We start from the raw sequence: 15,339 nt of genomic DNA on the forward strand, positions 1-15,339 counted from the left end.
AGGAAACGCCATGCCCCACCGCCGCGCGACGTTCAGCAAGTTCATCATCCAGGACCAGCGCCGCCGCGGCGGGGCCGACACCGACCTGACGGCGCTCCTCAACGACGTCCAGACCGCGTGCAAGTTCATCGCCACCGCGGTCGCGCGCGGCGCGCTCATCCAGCCTTCCTCTGGGCCACCACCCGAACCGGCCGCCGTCAACACCCACGGCGAGGTGCAGAAGCCCCTGGACATCATCGCCAACGACCTCATGCTGCGCACCTGCGAGTATGGCGGCCAGCTCTGCGGCATGGCGTCGGAGGAGATGCCCGCCCCCTACGCCATCCCGCGCGAATACCCGCGGGGCCGCTATCTGCTGGTCTTCGACCCGCTCGACGGCTCGTCCAACCTGGACCTCAACCTGACGGTTGGCACCATCTTCTCCATCCTCAAGGCGCCCAAGGGCGTGGACGAGCCGGAGGAGGAACATTTCCTACAGCCCGGCACGCAGCAGGTGGCGGCCGGCTTCGCGCTGTACGGGCCGGCGGACATGATCATCGCCACCTTCGGGGCGGGCGTGCACGGCTTCACCATGGACCGGGAGATCGGCGCCTACATGCTGACCCACCCGAACATGCGCATCCCCGAGCGGGCCTGCGAGTTCGCCATCAACAGCTCCAACGAGCGGTTCTGGGAACCGCCGGTGCGCCGCTATGTGGCGGAGTGCATCGCCGGTAAGACCGGTGCGCGCGGCGAGGACTTCAACATGCGCTGGATCGCCTGTCTGGTGGCGGAGGTCTACCGCATCCTGATCCGCGGCGGCGTCTTCCTATACCCGCGCGACACCCGCCCGACGCACAAGCCCGGCCGGCTGCGCCTGCTCTACGAGGCGAACCCCATGGCGATGCTGGTCGAACAGGCCGGCGGGGCCGCCAGCACCGGACGCGAGCGCATCCTCGACGTTCAGCCGCAGGGGCTGCACCAGAAGGTGCCGGTGATCCTCGGCTCGAAAGCGGAGGTGGAGCGGGTCGTCGCCTACCACACGGCGCATGACCGCGGCGAGGATCTGACGTTCCACGCCCCGCTGTTCGGCACCCGCTCGCTGTTCCTCGCCCCCGAAACCGCGCCTCAGGACTGAGCCCAGAGGACCAAAGAGGACCACGTCCATGTCGGTCAAGCATCCGATCATTGTCGTCACCGGGTCCTCGGGCGCCGGAACGACCACCGTCACCCGCACCTTCCAGCAGATCTTCCGGCGCGAGACCCTCACCGCCGCCATCGTCGAGGGCGACAGCTTTCACCGCTACGACCGCAAGGAAATGCGCGCCCGCGTCCAAGAGGCGCAGGAGGGCCATCGCCCGACCTTCAGCCACTTCGGGCCGGAGGCCAACCTGTTCGAGGACTTGGAAGACCTCTTCCGCGCCTACGGCGAAACCGGCGCCGGCCGCACCCGCAAGTACCTGCATGACGCCCAGGAAGCCGAACCCCACGGCCAGGAGCCCGGCACCTTCACCCAGTGGGAGGAGATCGAGCCCGGCACCGACCTTCTGTTCTACGAGGGCCTGCACGGCTGCGTGCGCACCGAGACGGTGGACATCGCCCGGCACGGCGACCTGAAGATCGGCGTCGTGCCCATCGTGAACCTGGAGTGGATTCAGAAGATCCACCGCGACCGCAGCACGCGCGGCTATTCCGCGGAGGCCATCGTCGACACCATCCTGCGCCGCATGCCGGATTACGTGACGTACATCTGCCCGCAGTTCAGCAACACCCACGTCAACTTCCAGCGCGTTCCGACGGTGGACACCTCGAACCCCTTCATCGCCCGCGACATCCCGACGACCGACGAGAGCATGCTGGTGATCCGCTTCGCCAACCCCAAGGGGATCGACTTCCCCTATCTGCTGTCCATGCTGCAGGACAGCTTCATGACGCGGCCGAACACCATCGTCTGCCCCGGCGACAAGATGGCGCTGGCCATGCAGCTGATCTTCACGCCGATGATCTGGCAGCTCATGGACCGCAAGAAGAAGGCGTTCTGAGAGCGCCTTGAGAACCATTCAGCGGAAGGAAACCGCCCATGACCGCGACCGTCGAGGTCCGCGAACCGGACCATTTTGCCCTGCTGCCGCCCGGCACCACCGACCACACCGCCGACCGCCACCGGCTGGCGAACGCGCTGCGCGTGCTCGCCATCGACGCGGTGGAGGCCGCAAACTCCGGCCATCCCGGCATGCCCATGGGCATGGCCGACATCGCCGAGGCGCTGTGGCGCCGCCACCTCCGCCACAACCCGGCCGACCCGCGCTGGACCGACCGCGACCGCTTCGTGCTGTCGAATGGCCACGGCTCCATGCTGCTGTACGGCCTGCTCCACCTGACCGGCTACGATTTGTCGGCGGAGGAGCTGCGGCGCTTCCGCCAGTTGGGCTCGCGCACGCCCGGCCACCCGGAACACGGCGTCACGCCGGGCGTCGAGACGACCACCGGTCCACTCGGGCAAGGCCTCGCCAACGCCGTGGGCATGGCGCTGGCCGAACGGCTGCTGGCGGCGGAGTTCAACCGGCCGGGCCACGGCATCGTCGGCCACCGCACCTTCTGCTTCGTCGGCGACGGCTGCCTGATGGAGGGGATCAGCCACGAGGCCTGCTCGCTGGCCGGCACGCTGGGTTTGGAAAAGCTGGTGGTCTTCTACGACGACAACGGCATCTCCATCGACGGTCCCGTCGCGGGCTGGTTCACCGACGACACGCCGCGGCGTTTCGAGGCCTACGGCTGGCGGGTGATCCGCGACGTGGACGGACACGACACGCAGGCACTGGACGGTGCCATCGCTGAAGCCTTGCAGCCCTGCGGCAAGCCGACGCTGGTCTGCTGCAAGACGGTGATCGGCCACGGCTCGCCAGCAAAGGCCGGCACCCACGACGTGCACGGCGCCCCCTTGGGCGCCGCCGAAGCGGCAGCGGCCAAGGGGGCGCTGGGTTGGACCGCACCACCGTTCGAGGTGCCCGACGATGTGCGCGCCGCCTGGGATGCCCGAGAACGCGGCACAGCGGCACAAGCCGAATGGCAGGCCCGCTTCGACCGCTACGCCCAGGCCCATCCGCACCTCGCGGCGGAGTTCCTGCGGCGCATGCGGGGCGATCTGCCGGAGGACTTTGCCGCCGCAGCCGACATCTGGATCTCCGCCGTCGCCGAGCACGCCGAAACCGTCGCCACCCGCAAGGCTTCGCAGCAGGCGATCCAGTTCCTGACGGCGCTGCTGCCTGAAATGCTGGGCGGCTCGGCCGACCTCACCGGCTCCAACCTCACGAACTGGAAGGGTTGCGACAGACGCCATGTCCACTATGGGGTGCGCGAGTTCGCCATGGCCGCCATCATGAACGGAGTAGCGCTGCACGGCGGATACCTGCCCTTCGGCGGCACCTTCCTGGTGTTCTCCGACTATGCCCGCAACGGCCTGCGTCTGGCGGCGCTGATGAGCCTGCGCGTGGTCTACGTGTTCACCCACGACAGCATCGGCCTGGGCGAGGACGGCCCCACCCACCAGCCCATCGAGCACGCCGCCAGCCTGCGCCTAATGGCGAACATGGACGTCTGGCGCCCCTGCGACGCGCTGGAAACCGCGGTGGCGTGGCGTGCCGCGGTGGAGCGGGCGGACGGGCCAACGGCGCTGCTGCTGTCGCGTCAATCCCTACCGGCGCAGCCAGGACACCCGGCGAGCGCCGCCCGCGGCGGCTACGTGCTGGCCGACGCCGAGAACGGCCACCCCAGCGTGGTCCTGATCGCCACCGGCTCGGAGGTTGCGGTCGCCATGGCAGCACGGGCGCTGCTGGCCGAGCGCGGCATCGCTGCCCGCGTCGTCTCCCTGCCCTGCTGCGAAGCGTTCGAACGCCAGGACCCGGCGTGGCGCCGGGCGGTGCTGCCGGACGGCGTTCCGCGGTTGGCGGTGGAGGCTGGAGCAACCGGACTATGGCGCGCCTACGTCGGCCTGGACGGCGACGTGGTCGGGCTCGACCGCTACGGCGAGTCCGCGCCGGCCGGCGACCTCTACCGCCATTTCGGCATCACCGCGGACGCGGTGGCGCAACGGGCACAGGCGCTGTGCCGCACCTGAACAGGAGATGTCTCCGATGGCCCTGATCTCGCTTCGACAGCTTCTCGACCACGCGGCCGAGCACGGCTACGGCGTGCCGGCCTTCAACATCAACAACATGGAGCAGATCCAGGCCATCATGCAGGCAGCGGACGACTGCATGAGCCCGGTGATCCTCCAGGCCTCTGCCGGAGCGCGCAAGTACGCCGGCGAGCCCTTCCTGCGCCACATGGTGCAGGCGGCGGTGGAGATGTGGCCGCACATCCCCGTCTGCCTGCACCAGGACCACGGCGCCAGCCCGGCGGTCTGCCAGCAGGCCATCCGCTCCGGCTTCACCAGCGTGATGATGGACGGCTCGCTGCTGGAGGACATGAAGACGCCCGCGACCTACGACTACAACGTCCGCGTCACCGCCCGCGTGGTGGATTTCGCGCACGCCGTGGGCGTGTCGGTGGAGGGCGAACTCGGCTGCCTCGGCTCCCTGGAGACCGGCCACGCCGGGGAGGAGGACGGCTCAGGCGCCGCGGGGAAGCTGTCGCACGACCAGTTGCTGACCGATCCCGAGCAGGCCGCGGACTTCGTGGAACGCACCGGCGTGGACGCGCTCGCCATCGCCATCGGCACCAGCCACGGTGCTTATAAGTTCACCCGGCGGCCGACCGGTGACGTTCTGGCCATCGACCGCGTCCGCGCCATCCACGCGCGTATCCCTGACACGCATCTGGTGATGCACGGTTCCTCCTCCGTCCCGCAGGAGTGGCTGGAGATCATCCGCGCCCACGGCGGCAGCATCCGCGAGACCTACGGCGTGCCCATCGCCGAGATCCAGGAAGGCATCCGCAACGGCGTGCGCAAGGTCAACATCGACACCGACATCCGCCTCGCCATGAGCGGCAGCCTGCGCCGCATGATGATGACCCGAACTGAGGAGTTCGATCCTCGCAAATTCCTCGCCGACGCGACCAGGGCCGCCCGCGACCTTTGCCGCGACCGGTTCGAGGCGTTCGGCTCGGCCGGGCAAGCCTTGAAGATCGCACCGCTGCCGCTGGACCGAATGGCGATGCAGTTCTACCGCGCGAGGCTTTCCAGATAGGCGACCACGTCCTCGATCTCCGCGCGCGTGAGGCTGGGGTTGGGCATCGGCGGATGCGGATCGCTCAGCCATTGGCGGAGCCAGTCGGGGCTCCGGTGCCGATCCTTGGCGATGCTCTCCAGGGTGGGGACAGCGTCAGTCCCGCCGCGGCTGGCGACCACGTGACAGGACGAGCACCACTGGTCGGCGATCCGACGCCCTGCCGCGGGATCTGCCGCCTGCGCACCCCCGGCGGCCAGAACAAGGGCAATGATGCAGCAGGCACGTCGGATCATGGCGCGCCCTTCTTGAAGGTGAGCAGGTAGGCGATGATGTCGTCCGTCTGGTCCTGGCTCAGCATGATGTTCGGCATGACCGGATGGGACGTTTGCAAGTAGCTCCGCAGCGCCAGTTCGGTAATCGCCGGGTCGCGCACCCGCTGCATGAGGTTGGGTGCCTGCGAGGCGCTGTTGCCGCGCTCCTGGTTCGGCGCGACGACGTGACACCCGCCGCACATCTCGACAGCGAGCCGGCGGCCAGAGGTCGGACTCCCCGGACCATCGGTTGCGGCCAGCGCACCGGCACCGGTCACCAGAAGCCCCATCACGAGCAGGATTCGCCTCATCTCCGTTCGAAGTCCTTCCGGCTGATGTGGCGGGACGTTCTCCACGCGCAAAATAGAATTACACGGCCATCCTGTCTATTTTCCAAACGTGGTAGGCCACATGAAGAAAAAATCAAGTTATCGCCTTGCGCGATCCCTTCATGCGCTTTTTGAGCAAGCACCCAGCCTTGTCAGCCCGCGGCGATGTTGGCGGACAGGAACCACCCGGCACCGGCACGGGCCAAAGCAAGCAGTGATCCGGCCACAGGACTTGCGGACCGTAATTATCTCATCCTCTAACGCGTCAGCGCCGTTCAAGGCCAAGTTGCTCCCGGCTGTCCCGGACGGGCGCCTTCTCGATGGTCGCGATGACGGTGCGACGGTTGCCGCCGCGATCCAGGACAAGCTCGACCCGGTCACCGACGCGTTTCAGCCCTACGTGGTTGCGGACCTGAGTCGCGCTCTGCACCGGCCCACCATCGATGCCGACGATAACGTCGCCACGGCGGATTCCTGCATGGTCGGCCGGCGAACCGCGCTCGACCTCACCGACCACGGCACCGCCTTGGGTCATGGGAATACCCATCGCCTCGGCGACCTCCGGGGTCAGGTCCTGGACGGCAACGCCGATGCGGCCGCGCCGGATCTCGCCGTACTGGAGGATCTGCTCCATCACCTGGCGGGCCATGTTGATCGGCACCGCGAAGCCGATGCCGATGTTGCCGCCGCTGGGTGCGAGGATGGCCGTGTTGATGCCCACCAGCCGGCCGCGCAAGTCGATCAGCGCCCCGCCCGAGTTGCCCGGATTGATCGAGGCGTCGGTCTGGATGAAATCCTCGTATCCCTCTCCGATGCCGCTGCGCCCCAGCGCGCTGACGATGCCCTGGGTCGCGGTCTGGCCGAGGCCGAACGGGTTGCCGATCGCCACCACGTAGTCGCCGACCTCCAGCCGGTCGCTGTCGCCCAGGGGCACCGCCGTCAGAGCGTTCGGCTCGATCTTCAGCACGGCGATTTCCGTCTGCGGATCGCGGCCGACGAGCTTGGCCCGGAACTGCCGCTTGTCCTTGGTGGTGACGTCGATGGTGTCGGCGTTCTCGACGACGTGGTTGTTGGTGAGCACATAGCCGTTGCGCGCATCGACGATGACGCCGGACCCGGCCGCCCTGGTCTCGCGCTGGGGAGCGTGATCCGGCAGATCGAAGAAGCGCCGGAAGAAGGGATCGGACAGCAGCGGGTTGTCGGCCTCAGTGTGCCCGCGCACAGCGATGTTCACCACCCCCGGCGTGACGGTGCGCAGCATCGGCGCCAGGGTCGGGACCGCGACATCCTGGGCGAACCCGGCAGCCGGAAATGCGAACGCAAGCAACACGAAGAGCGTGGCAGAGCAGGACAAGCGTCGAAGCATGGCTGCACTCCTTCGCAAAGGGACCAGCGCCATTCGACGTGGGTGAGGCCAAATTCTCCGTCAAGAGGCCGGCCGCCGACCTGCCACGACAGACGGCCGTCTATACCCGAATCGTGTGGACTCCGCGGTTCTAGAACAGCCCCTGCGCTCGCAGCATTTCGAGGATGCGCCCGCTCATCGCGACCCCGCCCGCCAGCCCGCCAGCCAGCCCCAGGATCACACCCACGAGAAACGCGCCGGTCCCGGATTTCCGCGCCCGCGCCGGCTCCGTTTCGGAGAACGAGCCGACCCGCTGGGCGGTGGTGTTGGGCGCGTCCGTGTAGGATGCCCGCGTCGCTTCGTACCACTGCTGAATGCGTTGCAGCGCCTGCGCCTGCTCAGCCTCCGCCACCGCCGAACCACGCCCGTTGATGATTTCCCACGCCAGCGCCAGGAACCGCGCGGCCGTCCGTCCCTCGGGGTTGAAGACGGAGGCCGGCATGCGCTTGTACGTCGCCTTCACCACGTCGGCGTCGTACGGGATGACCGTGCGGAACATCAGATTCGGGTATTCGGCGCTGACCTTAGCCAGCGAGTCGCGGCCAACCTGATCGTTGGTGACCGAGAGCATCAGGATGCCGGCGACCTTCAGGTCGGGATTCATGCCCTTCTGAATGTGATCGACTACAGACAGCGTCCTCTTGAGCCCATCGAGGGCGTAACCGCCGGGAAAGATCGGAATGATCAGTCGGTCCGACGCCGCCAGAGCCGCCGCCGCCAGATGCCCCAGCGCCGGCGGGCAGTCGATGACGATATAGTCCGGCGGATTGCGCGTAAACCGCAGGGCTTGGCGCAGCTTGCGCTGCGTGTTGCCCTGGCGGTCCAGCGCGTGTTCGAGCGAGTACAGCTTGCGCGCGCCCGAGACCATGGACAGGCCGTCGAAGGCGGTCGGCGAGACGGCATCCTCGATGAAGACATCCTGGTTGAGAAGGTCGTGGATGTTGACCTTCGCCTCGCTCTTAATGGGGAAATTGCCCGACGCGCTGCTTTGCGGATCGAAGTCGATCAACACCACGCTCTTTCCCAACGCGGTCAGGGCGATGCAGAGGTTCACCGCGGACGTCGTTTTTCCAACGCCGCCCTTTTGATTGTACACGGACAAGATGACGGGCTGCCGCGTCTCCTGGCCTTCGAACACGTCGTTGTAGCTGCTCATATGAATTTGCTCTGGCATAACCGGTCCCTCGCGCGGGCCAAACTGAAGCCTGCCACTGGTTTGCACAAGCCTCCTTTCATGCCCCGGCGCGCGGACACCGGTTTTCACCCCGGACCCTTCACGCGGGCAAAGCCGTTCCCTACCTTGGATCATACGGCAACAAAGGGAGCCAGCATGGACGCCGACACCAGGGAACTTGCCGAGGCTCTGCGTGCCGCCGAGGACCGGCTGCGCTATTACCGCACCTCCATGCCGGAGTTGGTCCGCATGACGGAGGACGGCTACGCGGGCACCGACGAGGCGCGGCACACGGATGCAGCCCTGAAGCGCGCGGTGAAGGCCCTGCGCAAAGTCGGCCTGGAGCCGATCACCGGGCCTTAGGGCGGCAGCCCTACCGCGAGGTTCCGAAACCGGCCAGCCGGCTGAGCCGGCTTCCGTGGTCGATCACCGCCCCCAGCGACACGGCGTTGCGCCGATCAGCGAGCGCGGCTGCCGCCGCTCCCAGGCGTCCCTCGCACAGCCGCGCGAACGCGTCCCCGAGCGCCACGGCGAAGTGCAGCATGACGCTGGCGTCGCGGTAGCAGTCCGTCATGCAGGCTTGGCAGCCGTCGCGGACCATGCGCGACGCCTCGAAATCCCATACCGAGCAGAGCGGCTCCCGCCAGTCCTCGCAGCGCCAGAGATCGTAGTTCCAGTCCAGGTAGAAATACTTGTATCCGGCGAGGCAGGGAAAACGCTCGGCCTCCCCGCGCAGGCGCCGCCTCATGTCGGCGACGGAGGCGCTGGGGTTGAACACCGGGATGACCGGCCGCACGGCGTCCACGGCGTCGAAGGCGGCGATCAGTTCGTCCGGCGATAGATCGACGAGGCCGCTGTCCTCCGACCACACCAGCGACGACGAGCCGAGCGCCGCCTTGCGCGGGTAGGAGAAGGTCACCGCGGCGAAGCCCAGCGTCTTGAGGAACGCCGCCAGCGCGCCGTAATCGCCGATCAGCCGCGTCATCGCGACCGAGGCGATGGGCGTCACGCCATACGCCGCCATGCGCGCCGTCGCCTCCCGGATGCGGTCGCACACGCCCTTGAGGCCGCGATTCGTCTCGTGGACCCCGGCGTCCGCCGCGTCGATGGAAATGAACAGCGTCGTCACTCCCGCCGCGACCAGCGCGTCGAGCTTCGCCGGCAGAAGCCACCCGTTGGTCACCAGCGTCGGCTGCACGCCCAGGCCCGATGCCGTCGCGGCCATCTCCGCGATGTTCGGGTGCAGCAGGGGTTCGCCCCCCATGAAGGTGACGAAACGCACGCCCGCCCGGTCACGCAGCCGGGTCAGCGCTTCGGCGAACCGCTCCGCGTCCAGCCAGCGCCGATCCGTCACCACGCCCTTGTCGTGGGCGAAGTTGCAGAAGCTGCACGTGGCGTTGCAGCTGTTGGTGACGGAAATGTTGCAGATCGCCGGGCCGCCGCAAGGCACCAGCCGCAACAGGTCCGGCAGGCTCGGTCCACCGCTCATTCGTCCGCCTCCGCCCCGGCATAAGCTTGTCCGGCCAAGCCGGATCCCTTGTCTTCGGACCGCTTCCAGGCGACGAGGCCCGGCAGCCCGAACAGCACTTCCCGCGTCCGGCGCACCAGGGCGGCGCCGAGCGCGGCGGTGGGCGGCACGCCGACCAGGGCCGCGGCGGCGACCACCGCCCCCTCCTGTACGCCGGCGGCGCCCGGCAGCATGAATCCGACGTTGCGCAATGCCTGGGAGAGGCTTTCGATAACCAGCGCGTCGGCAAGACTGACCGGATGCCCCAGCAGCCCCAGCACGCCGGCCACCTCGACCGCGCCCAATCCCCAGGCGACGGTGTGGCACAGGAAGGCCAGCGCCAGGGACCGCCACTCGCCGTGCAGGCGCAGCACCGCCCGCTGAAAGGCGGCGATCGAGTCCGGCCGCAGCGCCGGCCAGCGGCGCGACAGACGTTCCGCCACGGTCTCCAGCCAGCGCAGCGGCAACCGGCGCTGCGCGGCGATCATGGCGACGACTCCGGCCGCGGCGACGCCGATGCCGGCCAGGGCGAACTCCGCCATACCGTCATCGCCGCGGCTGGCGAGCAGCAGCGCCACCCCCGCCAGCGTGAAGAAGAACTGCGAAACCGCTTCCATTGTCAGATCGACGGTGGCCGTCGCCCCGGCCAGATCCCCGGCCACGCCGCACCGCGCCACCAGCCGCGCCGCCGCCGCCTGACCGACCAGGGCGCCCGCCGGAAGCAGAGCGTTGGCGGACTCGCGGTACCAGCGCAGCAGGCCCATGGTGGCGGCCGGCGGGCGCCCCGCCGCGGGCAGCAACGCATGCCACGCGAGCCCGGTCAGGATGATCTGCGGCAGATGGACCGCCACGGACACCGCGAGCGCGACCGGCACGTCGGCCAGCACGGCCCCCGCACCGGAAAAATCGTCCCGGTTGAGGAACACGATCACCCCAAGTGCCAGCACGCCGAGCAGCGCGCCGTTGTGCAGGCCGCGCCGCAACTGGCGGGCCGCGGCGGCCCCTCCTCGGGAGCGGTCGCTTCCTTGGGGACTGTCGCTCATCCGTCCTCCGCCGATGCTGGTGCAGGCGCCGCGCACAAGCCTAGCGGGCAGCCCCCCGTCGCGCCACTGTGCTTACGGCCAGCGCGCGAAATCCATGCCCGTTCAGACGTAGCCGTTTGTGCGGAACCAAGCCACGGCGTCGGCCAGCGCGTCCCGCGCCGGACGGGCGCGGTAGCCGAGCTGCGCCTGCGCCTTGGCGGAACTGAAGAACATGCACTTCTTCGCCATGCGCACGCCATCGACGGTGACCAGCGGCTCGGCGCCGCCGGTCAGCCGGGCGACGGCCTCGGCGGCGTAGGCGACAGGCAGCACGGCGCGGTGCGGCAGGCGGACGCGCGGCGGACGTCGGCCGACCATGCCGGCAATGAGGACCAGGATCTCGCGCAGGCTCAGGTCCTCCCCGCCGAGGATGTAGCGCTCGCCGGCCGTTCCCCGCTGGAAGGCCAGCCAATGCCCCTCCGCCACGTCGTCCACGTGCGCGATGTTGAGGCCGGTGTCGACATAGGCCGGCATCCGGCCGGCAGCGGCATCGACGACCATGCGCCCGGTGGGCGTCGGCTTGACGTCCCCCGGCCCGATCGGCGTGGACGGGTTGACGATGACCGCCGGCAGGCCGCGCTCCGCCACCAGCCGGCGCACCTCCTGCTCGGCCAGGAACTTGGAGCGCTTGTAGGGGCCGATCATGTCGGCGAGGCTGGACGGCGTTTCCTCGTCGGCGGCACCGCCAGGGAGGATGCCCAGCGTCGCCACGCTGCTCGTATAGACCACCCGCGGCACCCCGGCCGCCAGCGCCGCCAGCATCAGCGTGCGAGTCGCCTCCACGTTGGCGCGGTGCATGGCTTGCGGGTCGGGCACCCACAGCCGATAGTCGGCGGCCACGTGGAACAGCCCCCCGCAGCCCTCGACGGCGCGCTCCAGCGACGCGGAGTCCAGCAGGTCGCCTTCGACGATCTCAAGAGGAAGTCCCTCCAGGTTGCAGCGGTCGGACGAGGGCCGCACCAGCGCGCGCACGCGCCGTCCCTGCGCGAGCAGGCGGCGCGCCACCGCGGACCCGACGAACCCCGTGGCACCGGTCACCAGGATGGTCAAAACGCTCCCCCTACTTGGCCCCTAGTTGGCCGCCGCGAGCTCCTGCCTCTTGGCATCCAGCCGGGCGACAAGTCCGGGAATGCCTTGGTCCTGCATGGTGCGCGCGAAATCCGACCGTCGCGTGGCGAGTTCGCTGATGGTCCCGTTCAGGAACACGTCGGCGATCTTCCAGCCGCCCGGCACCGGGCGCAGCAGGTAGTTGATGGGAACGGGCGGCTCGCCGGGCGGCACGATCCTCGTGTCCACGACGGTGCCGGCGGGGATGGTCCGCTCGCCCAGCACCTCCAGCCGCTCGCCGCCGAATTCCTTGAAGTTGGCGGCGTAGTTGGCGACGCTGTAGCGCGTGAACGCCTCGACCGCCGCCGCCTGCTGCTCGGCCGCGGCCGCTTGCCAAGCCGGCCCGACGACCACACGCGCCATCAGCGGCGCGTTGAAGGCCGTGTCGAACGCAGAGCGGATGCGCTCGGCGCGGCCCTGAAATCCCAGCGCCGCCCCCTGCTTCATGACGTCGAGCAAGGTCCGGTAGAACCCCTCGACCACGGCGCGCGGCGCCTCGTCGGCGCGGACCGAATCGGCCGGCAGCGCCACGGCGAGCGCGCCCAGCAGCACCAGCAGCACCCGGCGGTTCAGGGGAGACGGTATCACAGCGCCATACCTTCAGGGTTGAGCCACACCATAGCGCGATTCCTCACGCGTTCAAGCCGGGGTCCAGCGAGCCGAGGCCGGCCAGCGCCTTACGGAGCGCCGCAAGTCCGGCGCGGCTGTCGCCCGCGAGGCGCAGCAGGGCCGGCAGATGCCGCGGGTCGCGGGCCAGCCCGGCGGCGACCGCCAGCGGCCGAAGCCGGCCGTCCGGCCCCACCCCGGCCAGGGCCAGCGGCGGAATGGCGACATCCCAGGGATCGGCGACGGCGCGCAGCACCAGAAACGGCAGACACGCCGCCCGCGCCGCCAGCACCACGGCGTGGCTCTCCATGTCCACGGCGACCGCGCCGCTGCACAAGGCCAGCGCCCGCTTGTCCGCCGGGGTCGCCAGCACCCGCGCGGCACACGCCAGCGTCCCGCTCTCCAGGCGCACACCGGCCGCCCGCGCGCGGGCCAGCACCTCCGCCCGCCATGCGGCATCCACCGCGTGCACCGCGCCGTCCGGCAAGCGAACCTCGGTGGCGAGCAGCAGCGCACCGGCCCCCCACCCCTGCGCCAGACCGCCGGCCAGCCCGAAGCTGACCAGCGCGGCAGCACCCTGCGCCACCAGATCCTCCGCCAACGCCCGCGCGCGCTCCGCGTCGGCGCCGCTGCACGCCACCCGAGGCGGAGCACCGGGCAGCGCCCGCAACACGCGGGCTTCGGCGGCCACGCCGGTGAGGATTCCCAGGCGGCTCACCGCTTACAGCCCATGGGGGACGCGCCGTTCGTTCCGGCGCAGCAGTCCGCGGTAGCGCGCCACCGCCCACAGCGGGAAATAGGCGGCGTAGCCGTGGTAACGCAGATAGAAGACCCTGGGGAATCCGACGCCGGTGTACAGGTCCTCCCGCCAAAGGGCGCCATCCCGCGGTGCCCGTTCCAAAAAGGCGATGCCGCGCTGCACGGCCCGGCTTCCCACCGCGCCGGCCGCCATCAGCCCAAGCACCGCCCAGGCGGTCTGCGAGGGCGTGCTGGCCTTCGCCTCGCCCTTGCGCTCGGCCCAGTAGGTGGCGCAGTCCTCACCCCAGCCGCCATCGGGACGCTGGCGGGATTTCAGGAAGGCGACGGCGCGGCGCATGGCGGGGGAGTCGGGGTCCTCGCCCACCGCGTTCAGCGCGCACAGCACCGACCACGTGCCGTAGACGTAGTTGGTGCCCCAGCGCCCGTACCAGGACCCATCCGGCTCCTGCTCGCGCAGCAGGAAGTCGATCGCCTTCGCCACCGCCGGAAGATCGCGGCCGTAACCGGCCTGCGCCAGAAAGCCCAGGCAGCGCCCGGTCACGTCCGCCGTCGGCGGATCGAGCAGCGCGCCATGGTCGGCGAAGGGAATATGGTTCAGGTAGTGGTGGACGTTGTCGGCGTCATAGGCCCCCCAGCCGCCGCAACGGCTCTGGAGGCCGAGAATCCACTCGGCGGCGCGCTCCACCGCTAGGCGGTAGCGCGGAGAGCCGGAACGGTGCAGCGCCATGGCGACCACGGCGGTGTCGTCCACGTCCGGGTACAGGGCGTTGTCGTACTGGAACGCCCACCCGCCCGGCCGCGGCGCCACGCCCCGGCACCCGTCCGCCCAGTCGCCGACGCGGTCGAGGATCTGCCGGTCGCGCAGCCAGTCGAACGCCCGCTCCAGCGCGAAGCCGTCCGGCGCCTCTCCCGCCTCCATCAGCGCGTGCGCCGCCAGCGCGGTGTCCCACACCGGCGACACGCAGGGCTGGCAGTAGCCGCTCTCGCCGCGCTCCACCAGCAGCCGGTCGAGCGCCCGCCGCGCTGCCGCGACGGCGGGGTGGTCCGGCGGATGGCCCAGCGCGTGCAGCGCCAGCACCGCGTTGACCATGGCGGGGAAGATGGCGCCCAGCCCGTCCTCGCCGTTCAGGCGCGGCATCAGGAAGTCGGCCGCCGCGTCGATGGCGCGCCGCCGCGGCCCCTTGGGAAACCAGGGCTCGGTGGCGCGCAACACATGGTCGAGGCCGAGAAACGCGATGCCCCACGCCGACCCGGTGGGATTGGTGTTGTAGCGCCGCTCCGCCTCGGGCGGGATGGTGAACAGCTCGCGGATGCGGACGCCCTTCGGGTTCCGCGCCCGCGGCTTCAACGCCGCGAGAATCAGCAGCGGCACGATCACCACGCGCGACCAATAGGCGATCTTCGACAGGTGCACGGGGAACCAGCGCGGGGCCAGCATCAGCTCCACCGGCATCACCGGCACCGCGCGCCACGGCACCTCGCCGAACAGCGCCAGCAGGAAGCGGGTGAACACGTTCGCGCGCGCCGCCCCGCCGGCCGCCAGGATGGCATCGCGCGCGCGCCGCATGTGCGGTTCCTGCGGGTCGTCGCCGATCATCTTCAGCGCGAAGTACGCCTTGACCGAGGCGCTGATGTTGAAGTCGCCGTCATGAAACAGCGGCCAGCCGCCGTGCTCGCCCAGCGCGGCGCGCAGATAGCGGCCGATGCCGGCCTCCCGTTCGGACTCAACCGGCTCGCCCAGGTAATGGCACATCAGGACGTATTCGGCCGGGATGGTGGTGTCGGCTTCCAGCTCGAACACCCAATGGCCGTCGTCCCGCTGCAGCGCCTTCAGCGCCGCGGACGCCTGCCCGACCAGCCGGTCCAGGGCTTCGCCCCGGAGGGTCGGGATCAATGACTGTCCATCCAT

15 protein-coding genes are annotated in these 15,339 nt (G+C 69.7%); 5 read left to right on the top strand and 10 right to left on the bottom strand.

Going from position 1 to position 15,339, the window contains the following annotated elements; all coding sequences use genetic code 11:
• Positions 1-10 precede the first annotated feature (10 nt).
• The 4 genes from ACSVDD_RS19045 to fba are packed head-to-tail and all read left to right on the top strand — an operon-like array spanning position 11 to position 5,168.
• A complete protein-coding gene (locus tag ACSVDD_RS19045; protein WP_448190965.1) occupies positions 11-1,117 on the top strand; it encodes a class 1 fructose-bisphosphatase in 1,107 nt (368 codons plus the stop codon).
• 28 nt (positions 1,118-1,145) lie between these two features.
• Positions 1,146-2,021 carry a phosphoribulokinase gene (locus tag ACSVDD_RS19050; protein ID WP_448190966.1) on the top strand — a complete coding sequence of 292 codons (876 nt, stop codon included), beginning with the start codon at positions 1,146-1,148 and terminating at the stop codon, positions 2,019-2,021.
• Positions 2,022-2,059: 38 nt separating this feature from the next.
• Complete coding sequence (gene tkt, locus ACSVDD_RS19055; protein ID WP_448190967.1) at positions 2,060-4,096, top strand: transketolase; 2,037 nt, start codon at positions 2,060-2,062, stop codon at positions 4,094-4,096.
• Positions 4,097-4,112: 16 nt separating this feature from the next.
• Entirely contained in the window at positions 4,113-5,168 is a 1,056-nt protein-coding gene (gene fba / locus ACSVDD_RS19060; protein ID WP_448190968.1) for a class II fructose-bisphosphate aldolase, read from the top strand.
• Here fba and ACSVDD_RS19065 read toward each other — a convergent pair.
• The 4 genes from ACSVDD_RS19065 to ACSVDD_RS19080 all read right to left on the bottom strand — a co-directional run bounded on the left by ACSVDD_RS19065 (position 5,144) and on the right by ACSVDD_RS19080 (position 8,459).
• Complete coding sequence (locus tag ACSVDD_RS19065; RefSeq protein WP_448190969.1) at positions 5,144-5,443, bottom strand: c-type cytochrome; 300 nt, start codon at positions 5,441-5,443, stop codon at positions 5,144-5,146. The two genes, fba and ACSVDD_RS19065, sit on opposite strands and share 25 nt — an antisense overlap.
• Positions 5,440-5,772, bottom strand: a complete 333-nt coding sequence (locus ACSVDD_RS19070) for a c-type cytochrome (protein ID WP_448190970.1) — start codon at positions 5,770-5,772, stop codon at positions 5,440-5,442. The genes ACSVDD_RS19065 and ACSVDD_RS19070 overlap by 4 nt, the downstream gene beginning before the upstream one ends.
• Before the next feature lie 283 nt (positions 5,773-6,055).
• Positions 6,056-7,156 carry a Do family serine endopeptidase gene (locus tag ACSVDD_RS19075; RefSeq protein WP_448190971.1) on the bottom strand — a complete coding sequence of 367 codons (1,101 nt, stop codon included), beginning with the start codon at positions 7,154-7,156 and terminating at the stop codon, positions 6,056-6,058.
• A gap of 130 nt (positions 7,157-7,286) precedes the next feature.
• Positions 7,287-8,459 (bottom strand): ParA family protein, encoded by a 1,173-nt coding sequence (locus tag ACSVDD_RS19080; protein WP_448190972.1) that lies wholly within the window; start codon positions 8,457-8,459, stop codon positions 7,287-7,289.
• A gap of 66 nt (positions 8,460-8,525) precedes the next feature.
• Here ACSVDD_RS19080 and ACSVDD_RS19085 point away from each other — a divergent pair, with 66 nt between their 5' ends.
• The gene (locus ACSVDD_RS19085; protein ID WP_448190973.1) at positions 8,526-8,732 is read left to right on the top strand and encodes a hypothetical protein; all 207 of its coding nucleotides are present in this window, start codon (positions 8,526-8,528) and stop codon (positions 8,730-8,732) included.
• Between the two features lie 10 nt (positions 8,733-8,742).
• Here ACSVDD_RS19085 and ACSVDD_RS19090 read toward each other — a convergent pair whose 3' ends face one another.
• From ACSVDD_RS19090 to shc, 6 genes are all read right to left on the bottom strand, one after another.
• Entirely contained in the window at positions 8,743-9,858 is a 1,116-nt protein-coding gene (locus ACSVDD_RS19090; RefSeq protein WP_448190974.1) for a radical SAM protein, read from the bottom strand.
• Positions 9,855-10,919 carry a lysylphosphatidylglycerol synthase domain-containing protein gene (locus tag ACSVDD_RS19095; RefSeq protein ID WP_448190975.1) on the bottom strand — a complete coding sequence of 355 codons (1,065 nt, stop codon included), beginning with the start codon at positions 10,917-10,919 and terminating at the stop codon, positions 9,855-9,857. The genes ACSVDD_RS19090 and ACSVDD_RS19095 overlap by 4 nt, the downstream gene beginning before the upstream one ends.
• Before the next feature lie 102 nt (positions 10,920-11,021).
• Positions 11,022-12,008 (bottom strand): hopanoid-associated sugar epimerase, encoded by a 987-nt coding sequence (gene hpnA, locus ACSVDD_RS19100; RefSeq protein ID WP_448190976.1) that lies wholly within the window; start codon positions 12,006-12,008, stop codon positions 11,022-11,024.
• 21 nt (positions 12,009-12,029) lie between these two features.
• Positions 12,030-12,653 carry an ABC transporter substrate-binding protein gene (locus ACSVDD_RS19105; RefSeq protein ID WP_448190977.1) on the bottom strand — a complete coding sequence of 208 codons (624 nt, stop codon included), beginning with the start codon at positions 12,651-12,653 and terminating at the stop codon, positions 12,030-12,032.
• A 43-nt stretch (positions 12,654-12,696) separates the two neighbouring features.
• Positions 12,697-13,389, bottom strand: coding sequence for a phosphorylase family protein (locus ACSVDD_RS19110; protein ID WP_448190978.1), 693 nt, complete (start codon positions 13,387-13,389; stop codon positions 12,697-12,699).
• Between the two features lie 3 nt (positions 13,390-13,392).
• Entirely contained in the window at positions 13,393-15,339 is a 1,947-nt protein-coding gene (gene shc, locus ACSVDD_RS19115) for a squalene--hopene cyclase (RefSeq protein ID WP_448190979.1), read from the bottom strand.

The sequence above is a fragment of the Azospirillum terrae genome (assembly GCF_053470425.1).

What these genes read in the sequence shown, in the direction of transcription:
- ACSVDD_RS19070 (WP_448190970.1), bottom strand. Translation starts at nt 5,772, where the DNA reads ATGAGGCGAATCCTGCTCGTGATGGGGCTTCTGGTGACCGGTGCCGGT.
- ACSVDD_RS19085 (WP_448190973.1), top strand. Translation starts at nt 8,526, where the DNA reads ATGGACGCCGACACCAGGGAACTTGCCGAGGCTCTGCGTGCCGCCGAG.
- ACSVDD_RS19090 (WP_448190974.1), bottom strand. Translation starts at nt 9,858, where the DNA reads ATGAGCGGTGGACCGAGCCTGCCGGACCTGTTGCGGCTGGTGCCTTGC.
- fba (WP_448190968.1), top strand. Translation starts at nt 4,113, where the DNA reads ATGGCCCTGATCTCGCTTCGACAGCTTCTCGACCACGCGGCCGAGCAC.
- ACSVDD_RS19050 (WP_448190966.1), top strand. Translation starts at nt 1,146, where the DNA reads ATGTCGGTCAAGCATCCGATCATTGTCGTCACCGGGTCCTCGGGCGCC.
- ACSVDD_RS19095 (WP_448190975.1), bottom strand. Translation starts at nt 10,919, where the DNA reads ATGAGCGACAGTCCCCAAGGAAGCGACCGCTCCCGAGGAGGGGCCGCC.
- shc (WP_448190979.1), bottom strand. Translation starts at nt 15,339, where the DNA reads ATGGATGGACAGTCATTGATCCCGACCCTCCGGGGCGAAGCCCTGGAC.
- ACSVDD_RS19045 (WP_448190965.1), top strand. Translation starts at nt 11, where the DNA reads ATGCCCCACCGCCGCGCGACGTTCAGCAAGTTCATCATCCAGGACCAG.
- tkt (WP_448190967.1), top strand. Translation starts at nt 2,060, where the DNA reads ATGACCGCGACCGTCGAGGTCCGCGAACCGGACCATTTTGCCCTGCTG.
- ACSVDD_RS19065 (WP_448190969.1), bottom strand. Translation starts at nt 5,443, where the DNA reads ATGATCCGACGTGCCTGCTGCATCATTGCCCTTGTTCTGGCCGCCGGG.
- ACSVDD_RS19075 (WP_448190971.1), bottom strand. Translation starts at nt 7,156, where the DNA reads ATGCTTCGACGCTTGTCCTGCTCTGCCACGCTCTTCGTGTTGCTTGCG.